The 18,603-nt window shown below is 59.1% G+C and carries 20 protein-coding genes; 6 read left to right on the top strand and 14 right to left on the bottom strand.

Going from position 1 to position 18,603, the window contains the following annotated elements; translation table 11 throughout:
* Positions 1-51: 51 nt before the first annotated feature.
* The 5 genes from hslO to EOI86_RS14450 all read right to left on the bottom strand — a co-directional run bounded on the left by hslO (position 52) and on the right by EOI86_RS14450 (position 5,262).
* Entirely contained in the window at positions 52-1,014 is a 963-nt protein-coding gene (gene hslO / locus EOI86_RS14470; RefSeq protein WP_127765883.1) for an Hsp33 family molecular chaperone HslO, read from the bottom strand.
* Between the two features lie 81 nt (positions 1,015-1,095).
* The gene (argF, locus tag EOI86_RS14465) at positions 1,096-2,013 is read right to left on the bottom strand and encodes an ornithine carbamoyltransferase (RefSeq protein WP_127765882.1); all 918 of its coding nucleotides are present in this window, start codon (positions 2,011-2,013) and stop codon (positions 1,096-1,098) included.
* 3 nt (positions 2,014-2,016) lie between these two features.
* Positions 2,017-3,222, bottom strand: a complete 1,206-nt coding sequence (locus tag EOI86_RS14460) for an aspartate aminotransferase family protein (RefSeq protein WP_240035678.1) — start codon at positions 3,220-3,222, stop codon at positions 2,017-2,019.
* Positions 3,223-3,578: 356 nt separating this feature from the next.
* A complete protein-coding gene (locus tag EOI86_RS14455; protein ID WP_127765881.1) occupies positions 3,579-4,442 on the bottom strand; it encodes an ABC transporter permease in 864 nt (287 codons plus the stop codon).
* 4 nt (positions 4,443-4,446) lie between these two features.
* A complete protein-coding gene (locus EOI86_RS14450; RefSeq protein WP_127765880.1) occupies positions 4,447-5,262 on the bottom strand; it encodes an ABC transporter permease in 816 nt (271 codons plus the stop codon).
* A gap of 397 nt (positions 5,263-5,659) precedes the next feature.
* Between EOI86_RS14450 and EOI86_RS14445 the strand changes: the two genes are divergently transcribed.
* Positions 5,660-6,241 (top strand): regulatory protein RecX, encoded by a 582-nt coding sequence (locus tag EOI86_RS14445; protein WP_127765879.1) that lies wholly within the window; start codon positions 5,660-5,662, stop codon positions 6,239-6,241.
* 37 nt (positions 6,242-6,278) lie between these two features.
* Here the strand turns inward: EOI86_RS14445 and EOI86_RS14440 are convergent, their stop codons facing one another.
* On the bottom strand, positions 6,279-7,010 hold the full coding sequence (locus EOI86_RS14440) for a proteasome-type protease (protein ID WP_127765878.1): 732 nt from the start codon (positions 7,008-7,010) through the stop codon (positions 6,279-6,281).
* A 71-nt stretch (positions 7,011-7,081) separates the two neighbouring features.
* On the opposite strand from EOI86_RS14440, the gene EOI86_RS14435 reads away from it, so the two are divergent.
* The 3 genes from EOI86_RS14435 to EOI86_RS14425 all read left to right on the top strand — a co-directional run bounded on the left by EOI86_RS14435 (position 7,082) and on the right by EOI86_RS14425 (position 10,459).
* Positions 7,082-8,032, top strand: a complete 951-nt coding sequence (locus tag EOI86_RS14435; RefSeq protein WP_127765877.1) for a glutaminase — start codon at positions 7,082-7,084, stop codon at positions 8,030-8,032.
* 185 nt (positions 8,033-8,217) lie between these two features.
* A complete protein-coding gene (gene htpG, locus EOI86_RS14430; RefSeq protein ID WP_127765876.1) occupies positions 8,218-10,104 on the top strand; it encodes a molecular chaperone HtpG in 1,887 nt (628 codons plus the stop codon).
* Positions 10,105-10,225: 121 nt separating this feature from the next.
* Complete coding sequence (locus EOI86_RS14425) at positions 10,226-10,459, top strand: hypothetical protein (RefSeq protein WP_127765875.1); 234 nt, start codon at positions 10,226-10,228, stop codon at positions 10,457-10,459.
* A 4-nt stretch (positions 10,460-10,463) separates the two neighbouring features.
* Here the strand turns inward: EOI86_RS14425 and EOI86_RS14420 are convergent, their stop codons facing one another.
* A complete protein-coding gene (locus EOI86_RS14420) occupies positions 10,464-11,081 on the bottom strand; it encodes a TlpA disulfide reductase family protein (protein ID WP_161973838.1) in 618 nt (205 codons plus the stop codon).
* Between the two features lie 201 nt (positions 11,082-11,282).
* On the opposite strand from EOI86_RS14420, the gene EOI86_RS14415 reads away from it, so the two are divergent.
* Complete coding sequence (locus tag EOI86_RS14415; protein ID WP_127765873.1) at positions 11,283-11,882, top strand: PAS domain-containing protein; 600 nt, start codon at positions 11,283-11,285, stop codon at positions 11,880-11,882.
* 169 nt (positions 11,883-12,051) lie between these two features.
* Here EOI86_RS14415 and EOI86_RS14410 read toward each other — a convergent pair whose 3' ends face one another.
* The 4 genes from EOI86_RS14410 to EOI86_RS14395 all read right to left on the bottom strand — a co-directional run bounded on the left by EOI86_RS14410 (position 12,052) and on the right by EOI86_RS14395 (position 15,143).
* Positions 12,052-13,281, bottom strand: coding sequence for an argininosuccinate synthase (locus EOI86_RS14410; RefSeq protein ID WP_127765872.1), 1,230 nt, complete (start codon positions 13,279-13,281; stop codon positions 12,052-12,054).
* A gap of 119 nt (positions 13,282-13,400) precedes the next feature.
* Entirely contained in the window at positions 13,401-14,045 is a 645-nt protein-coding gene (locus EOI86_RS14405; protein ID WP_205032203.1) for a LysE family translocator, read from the bottom strand.
* A 67-nt stretch (positions 14,046-14,112) separates the two neighbouring features.
* On the bottom strand, positions 14,113-14,613 hold the full coding sequence (locus EOI86_RS14400) for a hypothetical protein (RefSeq protein ID WP_127765870.1): 501 nt from the start codon (positions 14,611-14,613) through the stop codon (positions 14,113-14,115).
* A gap of 347 nt (positions 14,614-14,960) precedes the next feature.
* Entirely contained in the window at positions 14,961-15,143 is a 183-nt protein-coding gene (locus tag EOI86_RS14395; protein WP_127765869.1) for a hypothetical protein, read from the bottom strand.
* An 86-nt stretch (positions 15,144-15,229) separates the two neighbouring features.
* Here EOI86_RS14395 and EOI86_RS14390 point away from each other — a divergent pair, with 86 nt between their 5' ends.
* Positions 15,230-16,132, top strand: coding sequence for a LysR family transcriptional regulator (locus EOI86_RS14390; RefSeq protein WP_127765868.1), 903 nt, complete (start codon positions 15,230-15,232; stop codon positions 16,130-16,132).
* A 6-nt stretch (positions 16,133-16,138) separates the two neighbouring features.
* Here EOI86_RS14390 and EOI86_RS14385 read toward each other — a convergent pair whose 3' ends face one another.
* From EOI86_RS14385 to EOI86_RS14375, 3 genes are read right to left on the bottom strand one after another with little or no spacing between them, the layout of a single operon-like run.
* On the bottom strand, positions 16,139-17,482 hold the full coding sequence (locus EOI86_RS14385; protein ID WP_127765867.1) for an NAD(P)H-dependent oxidoreductase: 1,344 nt from the start codon (positions 17,480-17,482) through the stop codon (positions 16,139-16,141).
* Positions 17,483-17,498: 16 nt separating this feature from the next.
* Positions 17,499-17,744, bottom strand: coding sequence for a hypothetical protein (locus EOI86_RS14380; protein ID WP_127765866.1), 246 nt, complete (start codon positions 17,742-17,744; stop codon positions 17,499-17,501).
* A 12-nt stretch (positions 17,745-17,756) separates the two neighbouring features.
* Positions 17,757-18,554 (bottom strand): phytanoyl-CoA dioxygenase family protein, encoded by a 798-nt coding sequence (locus tag EOI86_RS14375; protein WP_127765865.1) that lies wholly within the window; start codon positions 18,552-18,554, stop codon positions 17,757-17,759.
* Positions 18,555-18,603 lie beyond the last annotated feature (49 nt).

Here is an 18,603-nt window from a genome sequence, read left to right as displayed (position 1 = left end):
CCTCCGTTTCCCCCCGATTGATCGAAAATCCGATTGACCGGTCCCGCAACCTTATGCCGATTTGGCCTCGCGGATCACTTCCGGCGTGAAGCTGCGGGTCGTATTGCAGAATTCACATGTCATGACGACCGCGCCGTCCTTCACAACCTCTTGAATTTCGTCGTCGTTCAGGGCGGCAAGGGCGTTCAACATCCGCTCTTCCGAGCAACGGCACACGTCCTGTACCGGGCGCGGTTCGAAAACACGCACACCATCCTCGTTGAACAAGCGATAGAGCATATCCGCCGGCGGAAGGTCCGGGTCCAAAAGTTCCACGCTGGTCGCAGACCCGAGCAGGGTCGTGGTGCGGCGCCAATCATCCGCGTCGATCTCGACACCGCCGACGCCGCCTTCCGCGGGCAGATGCTGCACGACGATGGCCGAAGCACGCCAGCGATCCGCAGCATCCTTACCGGCGGCAAGCGCCACGGCCGCGTCGAACTGGGCCGATTGCTCAAAATAGTGATGGATGACATCTGCAAGGGACGCCCCGTCCAGGGAAACGATTCCCTGATGCCGTTCCGCCGACGTGCTGAAATCGACTGTATAGGCGAGGTAACCCGCGCCCAGCAATTTCGGGATCAGCGCGTTCGACGCATCGGCCAGCGACGGCACGTCTCCCTTCACCTGCGCGAAGCCGCGGACATGCCCATCATGGGTGACATCCGCCACCATCATCGGGACCGGACCGTCACCCTTGGTCTGCAAGGTAAAGACGCCTTCGTATTTCAACGCCGTCGCCAAGCCCACGGCCAGGGCCAGAAACTGACCCAACAGAACGGAGACCGCTTCGGGCAGATCATGCCGCCCCAGAATTGCGTCGAGCGCCGGGCCGAGCTTCACCGATCGCCCGCTCATTCCGGTGCGCTCGATCATGAAGGGCTGGATCACGTCATCCTGGATCCACGTGGAAATATCGACGGATTTCGCTTCGCCATCCTGGGTGATCGAAATCTCGCTCTTCGGAAAAGTCATCAATAGAAATACCTGTTCTATGCCGTCGATGCATCAGACCGGGCCGTACCCCTTATGAGTAGCACGGCCCGGTATGCGCATTTACGACAAGCAATGGGCCAAAATGCCTTTTTGGGCATGCAACCGGTTTTCTGCCTCGTCCCATACAACGGATTGCGGGCCGTCGATAACGTCGGCGGTAACCTCTTCACCGCGATGGGCGGGAAGGCAATGCATGAATATGGCGTCTTTCGCCGCCATTCCCATCAGCCTTGCATCCACCTGATAGGGTTTCAGCATGTTGTGGCGGTTGGCTGCCGCCTCCTCGTCTTCATCGCCCATGGAAACCCAGACATCGGTAACCACACAGTCCGATCCGGTCACCGCTTCCTCGGAATTGTGAACGACTTCGATCGAGCCGCCTTCGGCAACGGCCCAATCCAGGACGTCCTGCGGCGGCGGCAGCGTTTCGGGACACGCGATCTTCAGCGTGAAACCGAAGCGAACCGCGGCGTGAATCCAACTGGTCGCCATATTGTTGCCGTCACCCGACCAAGCCACAGTTTTGCCCGCAATGGAGCCGCGATGCTGTTCATAGGTCATCACATCGGCCATCAACTGGCAGGGATGGGTGCGGTCGGTCAGTCCGTTGATGACGGGCACGGTCGCGTATTCCGCCAGTTCCAACAGCTTCTTCTCGTCGGTGGTGCGGATCATGATTCCGTCAACATAGCGCGACAGCACACGGGCCGTGTCGGCAATCGTCTCACCCCGGCCCAACTGGGTTTCGGTGGGTGTCATGATGACGGTTTCTCCGCCCAGCTGACGCATGCCGATATCGAAGCTGATCCGCGTCCGCGTCGAAGGTTTTTCGAAGATCAGCGCCAGGGCCTTGCCGGCCAGCGGCTTGTCGCTGGCACGCGCGCCGTCCTTGCGGAACGCGTTTCCCATATCGAGCATTGAGCGCAATTCGTCCTGGCTGAATTTGTCCAGATCCAGGAAATGTTTTGCCTCGGCCATGCCTCAGCCCTCCGCTTTCGAAGCGGTTTCTGCCGCCGTCTTTTCCAGAATAGCGACGGCTTCGTCGCAATGTTCTTCGCCCGCGATCAGCGGCGGCAACAGGCGCACGACGTTGTCCGCCGCGCCGACGGTCAACATGCCGTTCGCCATAAGGGCTTTCACCATGTCGCCGGCGACAACGCCGCTTGCGCATTTCAGGCCCAGCATCAGGCCGGCACCGCGAACCGTCTCAAACACCGTGGGATTGTCGGCGACCAGCTTTTGCAGCTTGGACCACAGATAGCCGGACACCTTGTTGACATTTTCCAGGAAGCCATCCGCGGTCATGATATCCAGCACCGCGTTACCGACAGCCATCGCCAGCGGATTCCCGCCGAAGGTCGTGCCGTGGTAGCCCGGGTCAATACCGCTGGCCCCCTTGTCGGTGGCCAGGATGGCCCCCACCGGGAAGCCGCCGCCGATACCCTTGGCCGAGGCCAGGATATCCGGCGCCATGTCGGCCCATTCATGTGCCCACATCTTGCCCGTCCGGCCCATGCCGCATTGGATTTCGTCGAAGACCAGCATCAGACCGTATTCGTCGGCCGTCGCCCGCAGCGCTTTCAGATAGTCGAGGGAAGCCGGGTTGATTCCACCTTCACCCTGGATCGGTTCCAGCGCGATGGCCGCCGTTTCGCCAGTGATCGCGTCGCGCAAGGCGTTCATGTTCCCGAAGGGCACGCTGTCGAAACCGTCGGCGGGCTTGCCGAAGCCTTCCAGGTATTTCGGGTTGTTGGCCGCCGCGATGGTCGCCAGCGACCGGCCGTGGAACGCGCCCTGGACGGTAATCGTCCGCCATTTCTCAGGCTGGCCGTTCTTATAATGATAGCGCCGCGCGATCTTCAGCGCGCCTTCCATCGCTTCCAGCCCGGAATTGCAGAAGAAGGCTTTGTCGGCGAAGGAATCCTGCGTCAGCCGCGTCGCAAGCCGTTCCTGATCCGGGATCTGGAACAGGTTGGAGACATGCCACAGTTTCGTCGCCTGCTCCTGCAGGGTTTTCACCATATGCGGATGACTATGGCCGACCGAATTCACCGCGATGCCGCCATAGAAATCGAGATAGCGGCGCCCGTCCGTCGCATAAAGATACATGCCTTCGCCGCGCTCGAAGGTGAGCGGGTACCGGGCATAGGTGTTCATAACTGCGGACTTGTTTGTTTCGGACGTCATCTTTCTCTCCATACGTGCCAACGCACTTGGGTCTGGCCGTGACCCAATCCGCGCCGCCTTGTGCCCCTTCTGGTTATGGAAATGGGGGCCTAAAATGCGGAACCGCCGGACGGGGTCCAGCGGCGCGGTGAAAATCGGTTCTTGAAAGCCTAGCCGACCATAAAACACCCGTGCGCCGCCGCGATAAATCCGCGACGTCGGCGCTGGCGGGCAAGCCGCTCTATGGTTTTCAATCCGATCATGCGGAGGATTTAGCGGAAACCGGTGTTCCGCGCAAGAAGAACGGCACGGGTCGCTTGTGAACCGCTGTTGCCGCGACTGGCAGGTCTTAGGGCAGGTATTGGGCAGACGTTAGATCAGTCTTTTACCTTGTAGCCGATGGCCACAAGGCGCATGGCGATAAGGCAAAGCACCGCAGCGAGAATGCCGACCACCGTGGCGCTGACCCATACCGGCGCATCCGCGTAACCCGTCATTGCGTAGCGGAATCCGTTCACCAGATGGAAGATCGGGTTCGCCATCATCATGCTCCTGAACGGCTCGCCCAGGGCGTCGATGGTGAAGAAACTGCCGGACAGGAACAGCAGCGGCGTCAGGACGAAGGTCTCCTTCGCCGAAAGCGAATCCCAGCGATGCGATTGCATCCCCGCGATCAGGCCGAAAAATGCCAAGATGACGCAACCCGTCAGAACGAAATAGAGCATCACCGCGCCATGCAGGGGCAGACCCGCACCGAACGGCAGCAGCACCAACCAAACCGGCAGGCCGATACAGATCCCCGTGATCGTCGCCCCGACCGTATAACCGGTCAGGATCTCACCCGCGGTCAACGGCGCGCCAAAGACATCCCCGATCGTGCCTTCCAACTTCTCATGCACCATCGAAAAGGCGGTTGATTCGAAACTGCGCTGTACGGCGGCCGCGATCACAAGACCCGGCGCCAGAAAGGCCAGGAAAGGCAACCCACCCACTTCGGCGATCCGCGTTCCCACCGCCAACGAAATCACCACCGCGAAAAGCAACGCCTGCAGGGCCGGGCCAAGCAAGACCAGCTTGAAGGCGAGGAATTCAGCGATGACCTGCCGCCAGATCAATGTTGCCACACCCAGCGTGTTGATCCCAACGATCCGCCGAGCCGCCAAGGTAACCTTGTGCGCCGCCGGGCGCCGAGCCGCCACCGCTTCCGGTCTTCCTTCCGATGATGTTTCGGCGATGGCCATGGCGTCAGGCTTTCAGCTTGTAGCCGGTGGACACCATCCGCCAAGCCAGCAGGCCAAGTGCGGCGTTCACACCCGCCATCACGGCCATCCCGATCCAGGGGGCGGTGTCGGACACCCCGATCGCGCCATAACGGAACCCGTCGATCATATAGAAGAAGGGGTTGTAATGGGCGAGCGTATAGAACGGCTCCGGCAGGCGAGAAATCGAATAGAACGTCCCCGACAGGAAAGCGAAGGGGGTGACCACGAAATTCGTGATCGCCGCGACGTGGTCGAACTTGTCCGCCCAGATCCCGCCAATCAGCCCCAAAAGCGCCAGCATCATTGACGCGGTCGTTGCGTGATAGACAAGATGCAACAGGCTGTGCACTTCCATCGGCACGAAAAACGACATGCCGATCCAGGTCGTCAGGCCGACGAACATGCCGCGTGTCACCCCGCCCATGACATAGGCGATGACAAACTCCGTCGGGCTGATCGGCGGCATGATCACATCAACGATATTGCCCTGCATCTTTGCACTGACGACAGAGGATGACGTATTCGCGAACGCGTTCTGCGCCATCGCCATGGTAATCAGGCCCGGCGCCAGAAACTGGCTGAAGGGAATGCCGCCGATTGTTTCCACCGCACGGCCCAGCGCCAGCGTGAAAATCGCCAGGAACAGCAGCGCGGTCACCATCGGTGCTGCGACGGTTTGCGTGAAGACCTTCAGGAAGCGGTGAACTTCCTTCTTATAGAGAGACCAGAGGCCGTACCAATTAACGGTCCCGAACCGTTTGGGGGTCAGGCTTACGCCGATCGTTTGTCGAGAATCCATGACGAGAAAATCTGTCTGTTTCTTATTGTTGGGGGTCGGTGTTTCGCGCCGGACCATAGAGAGCGCGCGAATGGCCCGCAAGCATGGGCTTGGAAACAGTCCATTCTGGGCCTTTCCGCAGCATGGCCCTGAAATGGTAAACGGCGACGCCTTGAGGCGCCGCCGTCTTTAAACCAGGAGACCGATGTCGGATGGGAGGGGCAGGTTTCGCCACCAGTCTTCCGGCTTTCCATTGCCGACCCTTGAGCCGGCGTGAACTAGCACATCCACAATAAAGTCACTTACCAGGGGTATCCGTCCCTGATCACGAGTTGATAGTACGTCCGGCTTGACCGATCGGCTGTGACCGGTGTCACTGGGTTTGTGTCAAACGCCCTTTTTTCTGTTGAGGATGTCAATGGCTGTTGACAATCAGCAAGATTCCAACCGCCAGAGACGCGGTCCCAAGAAGGCCACGCCTGAACGGCTGGAGAAATCCGCGCTGTTTTATCTGGAGCGTTTCGCCAGCTCGTCCGAGAATCTGCGCCGTGTGTTGATGCGACGGGTCGAGGCAAGTGCCAGGGAGCATGGGACGGACCGGGAAGAAGGCGCGCAATTCATCGACACCTTGATCGAACGCTACCAGCGCGCCGGTCTATTGGATGACGCGGCCTATGCGGAGGCGCGCGTCGCCAGCCTGCACCGCCGCGGCCTTTCCGACCGGGCGATTGCGATGAAACTGCGCCAGAAAGGCGTCCCCGGCGATCTAATCGACCAGTCCTTGGAAAATCTGCGCGAAGAACTGGCCGCTGACGGGGTCGATCCGAATTGGGAGGCCGCCATGAATTATGCCAAACGGCGGCGGATCGGGCCTTTCCGCCAAACGGGCCGCCCGGAAAACCGGGAACGGGACATGGCCGCCCTGGGCAGGCAGGGTTTCGATTATCAAACGGCGCGCGCCATCGTCGATGCCGAAGCAGACACGGAAACGGAACACTGATGGGTTGCGCGCCGGTCCGGAATGGTTGCGCGGACGGTCAGTCGACCCCTGTTTCCGGATTGGGAATGTTGTCGAGCACGTTCATCAGGCCTGCTGAATAAGCTTCACGGATGCTTTCCCAAGCTTGGTCGTTGCCGCTGTATTTTCGCAGCCCGTCGGTCGAGAAGCTGTCTTTCTTATAGCACAGCAGATCGATCGGCGGCGCGACGGAGAGGTTCGATCGGATCGTCGCATCGAAGGACAATAGGGCAAGCTTGGCCGAATGCCCGATGGAACTGTCGAAATCCAGCGCCCGATCCAGAATCGGCTTGCCGTATTTTGCTTCCCCGATCTGCAGGAACTGTGTGCGCGGCGTGGCCTCGACGAAGTTTCCCGCCGGGTACATCTGGAAAAGGCGTTGGCGCTCGCCCTTGATCTGGCCCCCAATCAGGAAACTGCCCGTGGCATCGCCATAGGGGCGCACCGCTTCCTGATCCCGGGCGAGGACGGACCTGTACGTGTCGCTGACGATGGTTGCCGCGTCGAAGAGTGTCTTCGCGGCCATCAGGTCCCGTTCGGGACCATTGCCGATCGCTTGGCGCAGCAATGTCACGACCGCCTGGGTCGTGGCGAGGTTCCCGGCCGATAACAGGGCGATCATCCGGTCGCCGGATTCTTTGAACGTGGCCAGTTTGCGGACGATGGCGATCTGGTCGACGCCGGCATTCGTCCGGGAGTCGGAGGCAAGTACCAAGCCTTCCGGCAACAAAATTCCCAAACAGTATGTCATTGGTCCCTCCCCAACTCCGAGTTAACCTCGGAGTCATATTGCTGATTCAGCTCGACCGATTGGAAAAAGAAATGGACCTTCAACCCATCCTGGACGGAATATCGGCCAAGATCCGGCCGCACCTGTCCGATGGTCGTGTCGCCGACTATATACCGGCCCTTGCCCGTGTCGAGAGAGAACAATTCGGCATGGCGATCGTCACCTGCGAAGGCCAGACGGCACAGACCGGCGCCGCCGAGACCCTGTTTTCGATTCAGTCCATTTCGAAAGTCTTCACGCTTACAATGGCGTTGGGCAAGATCGGCAATAATCTTTGGCACCGTGTGGGGCGGGAACCATCCGGCTCGGCCTTCAACTCGATCATGCAGTTGGAAACGGAACACGGCATACCCCGCAATCCGCTGATCAATGCAGGCGCCATCGTGGTGACGGATGTGATCCTGTCAAACAGGTCGTTGATATCGGAAAATGGGATCGGCGAGCCGGGCTACGATGCGGTCCAAGAAATTCTCGACTTCGTGCGCTTGACCGCTCACGACCCCTCGATCGCCATCGACAGGGAGGTCGCGGAGTCGGAAGCCGCGCATGGTTTCCGCAATGCCAGCCTGGCGAACTTCATGAAGAGCTTCGGCAATTTGGAAAACCCGGTGGAACGGTCGCTGCGGGTCTATTTCCACCAATGCGCCATCGCCATGAACTGTGAACAGCTTGCCCGGGCGGGGTTGTTCCTGGCCGCCGACGGGCGTGACCCGATCAGCGGGAAGAAGGTCGTTTCCGCCCCACGGGCGCGGCGCATCAATGCCATTATGTTGACCTGTGGCCACTACGACGCTTCCGGAGATTTCGCTTTCAAGGTCGGCCTGCCGGGCAAAAGCGGCGTCGGCGGCGGCATTCTGTGCATCGTGCCCGATGTGGCAGCGATTGCGGTCTGGTCGCCCGGCCTCAACAAGAACGGCAATTCGCATGCCGGAACCCTGGCGCTCGAAATGCTGGCCAAGGAAACCGGCTGGTCGATTTTCTAAGGGTGTCGTCCACACATCCAGGCCCCCTTCACCGCCATTCGGTTTCCCCATCAAACCTTGAGTCCCGCGTGATGCTTACCTATATCCGAGCGGCGCCTTGCCGGTGGGGAACCAATGGACCGGTAGGGGCATCGCCGCGAAATTGAGTGGACAAGCACTGCTAGAAGGTCTTGCAGGAGGAAAACATGGCGGAAACCGCGACAAAGACGGAAAAACATTCCTTTCAGGCCGAAGTAGGCCGGCTATTGGATATCGTTGCCAACGCGCTCTACAGCGAGCGGGAGATCTTCCTGCGGGAATTGATCTCCAACGCTGCAGACGCTTGCGACAGGCTGCGCTACCAAGCCTTGACCGAACCCGCGCTTTTGGACGGCGGTGCCGAGTTCCAGATCGACCTTTCCTTCGACGAGGACGCCAAGACCCTGACCATTTCTGACAATGGGTCGGGGATGACCAAGGAAGAACTGGTTGGCAATTTGGGTACCATTGCGCGGTCAGGCACCTCGAATTTCGTTTCCCAATTGAGCGGCGATGAGAAGAAGGACGTCTCCCTGATCGGACAGTTCGGCGTCGGCTTCTATGCGGCCTTCATGGTTGCGGACAAGGTCGACGTGATCAGCCGTCGCGCCGGCGAAGACACGGCATGGCAATGGATCAGCGATGGCAAGGGCGACTTCACGGTCGAACCCGCGTCGCGTGATGCCCGCGGCACAACAATCACCCTTCACATGAAAGAGGACGCTGCGGAATTTTTGTCGGAACCGCGGATCGCCAACATCGTGAAGACCTATTCCGACCATATCCCGTTCCCGATCAAGATCGCCGGTGAGGGTGAGGATTATCCAAAACAGCTGAACGCGGCCGCCGCCTTGTGGACGCGCAACAAATCGGAAATCGACGAACAGCAGTACAAGGAATTCTACCACCACGTCTCCCATTCCTTCGACGACCCATGGGCGACGCTGCATTTCCGGGCCGAGGGCGTCATCGAATATGCCGGCCTGATCTACATACCGACAATGCGGCCTTTCGATCTGTTCCATCCCGACCGCAAGTCGAAGCTGAAATTGTATGTGAAACGGGTCTTTATTACCGACGAGTGCGAGGATCTGGTCCCGTCCTGGCTGCGTTTCCTGCGCGGCGTGATCGACTCGCAGGATCTGCCGCTGAACGTCTCGCGCGAAATGCTGCAGAATAACCCGGTCGTTGCCAAAATCCGCTCCGGCCTGGTCAAACGGGTCGTGGGTGAGCTTTCCAAGAAAGCTGAAAAGGAAGCAGACACCTATACGACTTTCTGGGATGCCTTCGGTCCCGTTCTCAAAGAGGGGGTCTACGAAAGCCCCGAGCACCGTGACGAGTTGATGAAGCTGATGCGCTTCAAATCGACTTCACGGGAAGGATGGGTATCCCTGGCAGACTATGTTGCGGATATGAAGGAAGGGCAGGAAGCCATCTACTACATCTCCGGCGACGATCAGGACACGCTGTCCCGGTCCCCGCAATTGGAAGGCTTCGCCGCGAAGGGGATTGAAGTTCTCTACATGACCGACCCCGTCGACGAGTTCTGGATTCCGTCAGTCGGCGAGTTCGACGGCAAGGCGTTGAAGTCCGTCACGCGGGGCGGCGCTGACCTCTCCAAGATCAAGGGCGCGGAGAAGGAAGACGAGAAGAAGGACGACGACAGCGCAGACGACAAGGCAGCGACCGAAACCGTAGACGCGCTGGTCACCGCCTTGCGGGAAGCCTTGGGCGATTCGGTGAAGGATGTTCGCAAGTCCGACCGATTGACGTCATCGCCCTGCTGCCTCGTTGCCGATGACGGTGAGATGGACATGCATCTGGAACGCCTGTTGAAGCAGCACAAGCAGTTGGAACAAGGCGCGCCGCGCATCCTGGAAATCAATCCGGGCCATGTCCTGATTAAAGCCTTGGCCGGAAATGCGGCCGGTGATGTCAAAGATGCCGCCTATCTTTTGTTGGACCAGGCGCGGATCATGGAAGGCGAGCCCTTGCCCGATCCCGCAGGCTTCGCGCAACGCATGACCTCAGTCATGACCAAAGCGATGGGCTGACCGGCACGATCCCCTCCGGCGGGCGCGCCCGAAACGGCAACTCCGCCGGAGGAGCAAGCTCGTCTACCCGGGCAATCCCCCCACCCTTCCACGGAACAGCAAACAGTGCTATTGCGGCGTTATGTTGAAAAAGCGCGGCTATAGGGACTGGGCGGGCGATGTCGACGGATACGGCGACTCGTTGGAAATCCATGTCTTCGCGGTCAAGCTGGACGATGAATCCACCCTACCGAAAGACACACAACGCAAATCTGCGAAACGACACCTGCCGCCGGTCTCGCTGAAAGCCAATCCATTGGAGCGTGACGAGCGTATCCGAGCCCTTCTGCACTTCGCCGAGAAGTTCCAGAATTAATGCCCTATGGCCCGGGCTGTAGCCCGATCGCATAGTCGATCAGTTTCAGCGCCGTCGCGCCGTCCCATTCGGCGGGCCCGGCGATCACACCCCAGACGCTGCCATCGCGACCCAACAGGAACGTCGTCGGCAGTTCGGACATGCCGAAATGGTCGAAGGTCTCGCGGCCTTTGCCGATATAAGGGACCAGGTTCTTCAACCCGTGTTTTTTCAAAAAGGCGGTCACCACAGACGGACCCTGGCTGTCGACCGAAAGCGCGACGACGGCGAAATCCTCCCCGCCACGCAACATTTGCAGATTGTCCAACGCCGGCATCTCCGCGACGCAGGGTGGGCACCATGTGGCCCAGACGTTCACCAGCACGACCTTGCCGTGGAAATCGGCTAACGACACCGCGTCGCCGTCATCAATTCGCGCGAATTCATAAGGCGGGATCCTCGTCGGTTTCCAGCGCCAGGTGAAATCCCGATTTTCACCTGAAAGTCCCGGTGGATCACCGTACCACGCCCCGCCGGCCCACTCATGACTGGATTCTGGATCGCCTGCCTGGGATGCCGTTCCATCCAACCAAAGCAGGACAAGAAGCGGCAGCAGCATCAAGAATTTTTTTGGGCTCTCCATTCTTCGCATGGTTCAAGTATTGACCATTCGAACACCAGTTCAATCAGGATTTCTGCAGGGTCACGGACTGTTGAGTATTTGCTGATATAGAATTCGGTATTTCCAATGTTCCGGAATCTGCCCTGCTTTCTACTGAATAATACTTGCTACAAAGGGTTAAGGCCCCTCAAGATGCATATTGGATCAGCTTTGGTCCACAATATGCAACGTCGATTGGAAGATCAGGTAGCAGCCGAATTGCAAAACGCCGTGACGACCGACGCAAAAAACCTTGTTAACTGGCAATATGCCAAGCTGCCGGTTTCGGCAGACCCGGCTGGATTCGGCCCGTTTGAGGATCTGGTCCGCATCTGGAACGACAAGCGCGGACCGAACGGGGAATTGCCGGCGCGTCGGGATTTCGACTTCATCGAGTTCAGATCCTGGCTGGGCAAGATCTCCATTGCGAAGGTCGAACGCGACCCGTTTCAAATCCGTTTCGTGTTATGGGGCACGCAGCTCACCGAATGGTGGGGCGTCGACTATACCAACAAGGTCCTGGGCGAAGCGTCGATCACACCTGAAGCCTGGAATGTCGTCGAAGGTCGATATTTCGAGATTATGGACCAATTTCCGTTCATCGGGGTCGTTAGCGGTTATCTGGACCAGCATGATCGCCCCTATGTCAAAGTCATGGGAATTGACCTTCCACTTACGGAAGGCAACGGCCTGTCCCATGTGATCAGCGCACATATCGAGATCGACCCTGACGAAACGGCTGAATCCATCCTGAATAGCAACGAACCGCTGGAATACGTTTAAGCATTCCGTGCGGGACAAGGGCCTAGGCCGCCTTCTAGCGCCGTCTCACCTGCTTTCGACTAACTGATTCCGCTCTTCTGTCGTTGTCCGGTCGCGGCCGCACCTGAAAATGAAAAAGGGAGCGGCGACCGCAGCCGCACGCTCCCCAATCCGGATTCTTTTTTGCTGTTCAGGACTTGCGATTGTCCCGCAGGGTGCCGAGGCGCAGACGCAGCGCGTTCAGCTTGATAAAGCCTTCCGCGTCGTGCTGGTCGTACACGTCGTCTTCCTCGAACGTCACATGCGCCATGGAATACAGACTGTCGGCTGATTCCCGGCCAATGACGCTGACCGAACCCTTGTAGAGCTTCAAACGGACCTTGCCGTTCACGCGCTCCTGGCTCTTGTCGATCAGGGCCTGCAACATTTCGCGTTCCGGCGAGAACCAGAAGCCGTTGTAGATGATCTTGGCATACCGCGGCATCAGCTCGTCCTTGAGATGCATTGCCTCGCGGTCCAGCGTGATGCTTTCCATTGCCCGGTGCGCGGCAATCAAGACCGTTCCGCCGGGGGTTTCATAGACGCCGCGGGACTTCATGCCGACGAACCGGTTTTCCACCAGATCCAACCGGCCGACGCCATTGGCACCTGCCAATTCATTGAGCTTGGTCAGCACCGTGGCGGGGGACAGGCGTTCGCCATCCACACCGACCGCATCGCCTTTTTCGAATTCGATCTCGACGACAGTCGGGACGTCAGGCGCGTCCATCGGATCGACCGTGCGGGAATAGACATAGTCCGGCGCTTCGTCGGCCGGGTCCTCCAAGACTTTCCCTTCCGCCGAGATGTGCAGCAGGTTTGAGTCGACGGAGAACGGCGCTTCACCGCGTTTGTCCTTCGCGATCGGAATCTGATGCTGTTCCGCGTATTCGATCAATTTGGTGCGTGAGTTCAGATCCCATTCCCGCCAGGGCGAGATGACCTTGATGTCCGGCTGCAAGGCGTAATAGCCCAGTTCGAACCGGACCTGATCGTTCCCCTTGCCGGTCGCGCCGTGGCAGACCGCATCCGCCCCCGTCTGGCGCGCGATTTCGATCTGGCGCTTGGCAATCAACGGCCGCGCGATTGAGGTACCGAGCAGGTAGACGCCTTCGTATAAGGCGTTCGCCCGGAACATCGGGAAGACGTAGTCGCGGACGAATTCTTCGCGAAGGTCTTCGATGAAGATTTCCTTCACGCCCATCATTTCCGCCTTCTTGCGCGCCGGCTCAAGTTCCTCGCCCTGACCCAGATCGGCGGTGAAGGTCACCACTTCGCATTGGTAGGTGTCCTGCAGCCATCGCAGGATGATCGAGGTATCCAAACCGCCGGAATAGGCCAAGACAACTTTTTTGACGGAGGATTTCGCCGCGGCTTTCATCGCTAAATTCCCGATTGAAATGAAGTTTCAGACAGCGGCGTTCTAGACCAAAATCCCGCCTTGTCAAACCGGCCGCCAGGGGCGGCAAGCCGGGAAAAGTCCCAGCCTGGGCCGCTTTCCTATTTTGACAGCGCCAGATGCGCGCCCAATCCCACCAGCACCGTTCCGCCCGTCCACTGCGCGATCCTTTGTGCGGTTCGCGTCTTCTTCAATCCGGTCAGCACCTGATGCGTGAGCATGACCGCCATCAAATCAGCCATGGAAAAGGCGCAGCCCACAATCAACCCCAGGACCAAGAACTGTACCCAGACTGGAAAACTCGCCGCGGGGTCGGCGAATTGCGGTAGAAAGGCGATGAAGAAAAGCGCCGTCTTCGGGTTCAGCACTTCGACCATGATACTGTGCAGGAAGGCGCGCCCGCTTCGGCGGGCCGGGACGTACCGGGGCGCCCTGTCGGGGTCGGCAACAGTTGGGTCCATCTTTGTCCGGATAATGCCGATACCGAGCCAGACGAGATAGATCGCGCCGGCAATCTTCAACGCCGTATAAGCCGCCGGCACATGGGTGAAGACGGCGGATAGACCAGCCGCCGCTGCAAACACATGGACCAACCCACCGATATGCAGGCCGAGCGCCGCCATGAACCCGCCCCGCCGTCCATGGGCCAGCGTCTGAGCCGCCGTGTACAGCAAAGCCGGCCCGGGCAGAAAAGCGAATACCATCGTCGCGGTGAAGAATGGCAGTAAATGGTTCCAGTCCGGCACGATGCTCGTTCCCATTTTTTGGATGGGCGGAGGATAGGGATTTCCTTGCCGGGACGATAGCGCCAATTCAGATGCCGGCGGGGTCCGCGCTTGTTTCGGCGATTGGATCCAGATCTGGGTGTAGGTCCAGAACCGTGGCTAATTCGGGGAAGTTCCACAAACGGTGCGGCAGGGTGTAGTCCGCCTTGGAAAGCGCTTCCACCATTTCCGCGATAACCGGCTTTGCCAGCATCGTGCCCTGGCAGGAAATCATATTGGCCAATACCGCACAGCGCATCTGTTTCGATCGTGTTGAAAGAACGAACAACAACCGTTTCTCATCCGGGATCAATGGCGCGGTGAGATCCGCCGCCAACAACCGTTGTCGTTTCTTTTCCAAGGCCAATATCGTCATCAACGCATCGAAGGGGCCCAGCGCCTGGCGTATCCCCACCTTCGAGAAGGCCACTTCCAGCGGACCCAAGGTCGGTGCGCCACCTTCCTGCAGCAATCGCCAAAAGCGTGACGACCAGACCATGAATTGTTCGGTGAATTTCAGGTCCCAGTAGCCGACCCGGGCGACCGGCACTTTTGCCTCTTGAAACCGGTGGACGGGTCCCGCGACGGTGACTTCCGGTTTCTCCTGACATGCCGGCCGCCCGGGGCAGCGGACCGATGACACGGTTCTGGCTGAGACGGCCGGGGCCGGATTTTCACCGGGAAGGACAAACCGGATCCGACGGCCTTTTGCCTGAGTTGTCATCGGCAGAGCTCCAAACAGCAGATACTCAACATGCAAATGCGACTGACTTGCAATTGCATAATTGGTTTGTAGCAGCGAAGGCTTTCGGGACGCAAGAGGAAAATCGGCCCTGCCGAATTTTTCTGCAGGGACGGAATTCGGCTATGGCTGCCGGCAGGTTTGGAAAGGGGTCGTCAGCAGGCCCTTTGCACCGTTTCGACGGCAAAGGACGGGATCATCGCGCAGCCGATTGGCAAGGTCAGGTCTGGTGTTGCCCCGGACAGGAAGAAGCCCAAGAAAACTGAAAAGCTGATCGCCTCAAGCGCAAACGTTGCGACAGCAACGCGATGGAAAAAGCATTCGGATTTGACATTCATTCTCATTTCACTATTCATTTTTCTGTAGCGTCGATCTGTTTAGACATTTTTATATTCAAGAATGTTTGATTGTGGAGGTTTATGGCATGCAAGCGGATTGGGACGATATCCGCATTTTCCTGGCGATTGCGCGCGGCGGCAGTCTGACCAGGGCGGCCGCTGCCCTGCAGATCAGCCAACCCACGGTCGGCCGGCGCTTAAAGAAACTGGAAGACGCATTTCAGGCCCGTCTGTTCGACCGGTTGCCGGATGGTTTCGCCCTGACCCCCGAGGGCACGGCCCTGTTGCCAAAGGCCGAAGCGATGGAGGCGGCCGCCGCCGCGTTGACCGCCGAGGCGGATGGATTGTCGCCTGATGCGGAAGGGTCCGTGCGGCTTTCCGTCGATGAGGTCGTCGCACAGATATTGGCGCCATTACTTCCCAAATTGCGGAATACACTTCCAGCGGTCGAGCTTGAGATCGGTATCGAACACCTATTCGCAAGCCTGACCCGGCGCGAAGCCGATATCCTGATACGGGACAGACCGCCCCAGAACACCAATCAGATTTCCCGCAAACTGTTCGATTTGGATTACGCGGTCTATGGGTCGGTGGCTTATGTCGCCGCCAACCCCGCCGCGCGGACGGAAGACCGCTATAGGGAATGCGACTGGATCGGCTATGACGCCTTGCACCGGCATTTTGCCGGGGGCGAGTGGATTCAGGATCGCCTTGGCAACCGCGCGCCGATGATCCGCCACAACGACGCCGCGATGATGGGGGATTTCATCACGTCAGGCGGCGGGCTGGGCGTTTTGCCAATGATATTGGCGGACCGCTATTCGAACATTATTCGGCTGACAGATCCGATTCCGGATCTGAAGCGAACCGTTCACCTTTACGTCCACCAAGACATCCGCCGTGTCGCCGCGGTCCGGGCTGTAATCGATACCCTAGCGGATGAAACACGATCACTGGAAACAGCGTTGCTCGGCCGGGATCGCGTCTGACATTTTCTAACGGTTGGCGAAAGCCCGTTCCATTTCACGACGAATCTGGACCGCCTCCATGCTTTCGTCCGCCTCGACATCGTTCCAGGTAAGCGGCGTGCCTTTGGCGACCTTGTTCTTCAGTTTGAAGCCATGCGCCAAACCGATCGGCAAACCGCCGAGCGCGAGCGACGCCGCGGCGGGCATCAATTTTCCATAGACGCAGAACCCGCCCTCACCGTCCAACATGTCGCCGGGTTTCAGGTCTTTCTTGGCCGTCGCCACAGCGTCACCGCGCCAATAGCGGGTCTCACCCGTTGCCTCGCCGCGCAGGGCGGCATTGGCAACACTGATGCCCAGTTCCAGACCGATCAGGTGATAGGGCTTGTACATGCATCCGTATTTTCCGGTGCTGTCCACCTTCATGCCGTATTCCCACATGCAGCGCTTTGCATACTCATTTGGCGCTTCGAAAGTGACATAGACACCCCAGCGCAGGTCTCGGAACACATTTCGGCCATCGCGCTCATTACAGGCGATGACTTCGACCGTGCCCTTCTGTTTGATTTGGCCGCCATCCGCTTCCGGGCGCAGCACGGTTGTCAGGTCGTCGACGCCGCAGGGGAAGAAATTGAGCCCATCGGCCGGCGGAGTCAGGTCACAGGCATTCGCGACCGCCGCCATTTCAATGGCCGATTTGGTGCCGTCCATGAAACTTGCGAACATTTGCGGGTTCATGCCGCCGGCCGCCGCTTGTTCAGCGGTCAGCCCGTAGTGGCCCCATACCGTATCGGGATTGATATCGTGATAGCCCGGAATGTATTTCGTACCCTTCCCCGCGCAAGTGACATCGAATCCGATGGCCCGGACCCAATCCACCATTTCTGCGATAAGGGCCGGCTGATCGCCATAGGCCATGGTATAGACGACACCGGCATCCCGTGCCTTCTGTGCCAGAAGCGGTCCCGCCAGCACGTCGGCTTCCACATTCACCATGACGATATGCTTGCCATTGTCGATGGCTGCCAACGCATGTTTGATCCCCACCGGCGGGATGCCGGTCGCGTCGATTACGACGTCAATGCGTGGATCCCGGATTAGCGCCATCGTATCATCAGTGACGAAAGTCCCACCGGTCGCAACCGCGTCGTCCAGGCTTTTCGCGTCCGCCTGCCTTTCGGGCCAACCGACATTGCCGCAGGCGGCTTTGGCGCGGTCCACGCTGAGGTCCCCGATCCCGGTCAGATGCATGCCGGGCGTCGTCGGCACTTGGGACAGGAACATCGATCCGAATTTTCCGGCCCCGATCAGGGCGACACGGACAGGTTTTTCGTCCGCCGCGCGTTGGCGCAGCATGCTGGTAAGGTTCATGGGGGTCTCTCTCTGTTCATCCGCTGTTCGTGGCTTGGTCGCGGAACCAGGGTACCGCCCGGTCCGCAGCCTGCCACGCGGCTTCTTCCGTTTCGAAATGCAGGTCTTTGTACCCACCGATGGGATACCACCCCGAAGGGTCTTCGCCGTCGCGGCGATATAGTTCAAACCCATATCCACCGCCCGGTCGTTCGAACAGGTCAACGCAGAGTGATCCTTCCGGTGTCTCCACCGAGCGTTTGACCTTGTTCGAATGGGCCATCGGGGTCTGCGTTTATTCGGCCGCTACCGCTTCGCGGGCGAGTTCCTTCAAACAATCGTCGTTCAGGCTTTCGATCGGCGTGAAATCGCGATGGGCGATCCATTCCTTCCGCGTGAACTTGGTGATGTGATTGTTCACCTCGCACAGGCTCAAATAAACGATGGTGCGCGGCATCGGGGAAATGTTCGGCGGGCTAGCATGGACAAGCGTGCCGTGGAACATCAGCACCGACCCCGCCTTGCCAGTCGGCGCGACACAGCCACCTTCTTCCGCCAGTTTCGAAACTGTTTCCCGGTCCAGCGTCCAAAGCGGATAGGACGTGGTTTCAAGGTCGTGACCGGCCTCGACCACACCATGCTTGTGGCTGCGCGGAATGAACAGCAAGGGCCCGTTGGCGGCGGTTACGTCGTCCAGGAACAACGCGATGTTCATCGCCCGCGCAGTCGGCATGCCGTCGTCCCGCTGCCAAGTGCCGTAATCCTGATGCCACTGCCAAACATCACCGTCGAAGGCTGCCTTCGCGTTGATCTTGAACTGATGCATGTAGACGTCACCATCCAGCAACTGTTTGACCGGTTCGACCAGGCGCGGATGCCGGCCGAGGCGGCGATAGGCCTCGTTATAGGTATGCGCGGCGAAGGCAGTGCGGGCGACACCGTTTGATTCGCGCCAGACCTCTTCCCGGTCCGAGGCATAAATGGCTTCCGCTTCCCGGCGCAGAACCGCCACCTCGTCATCGTCGAACATTTCCGGCAGGAAGACATATCCTTCCCGGTCGAATTCCTTCTGCTGCGCATCGGTCAGTTTCATGCGTTCCTCCTGCGTTTCCTCTTGGCGCCGCTTTTGCGGCTTCCGGTTT

Origin of the sequence: Hwanghaeella grinnelliae (assembly GCF_004005845.1) — a bacterium.
Classification (GTDB): domain Bacteria; phylum Pseudomonadota; class Alphaproteobacteria; order UBA8366; family Aestuariispiraceae; genus Hwanghaeella; species Hwanghaeella grinnelliae.
Note: the sequence above shows the minus strand (reverse complement) of the source record. Positions and strands in the feature narration are given on the sequence as shown.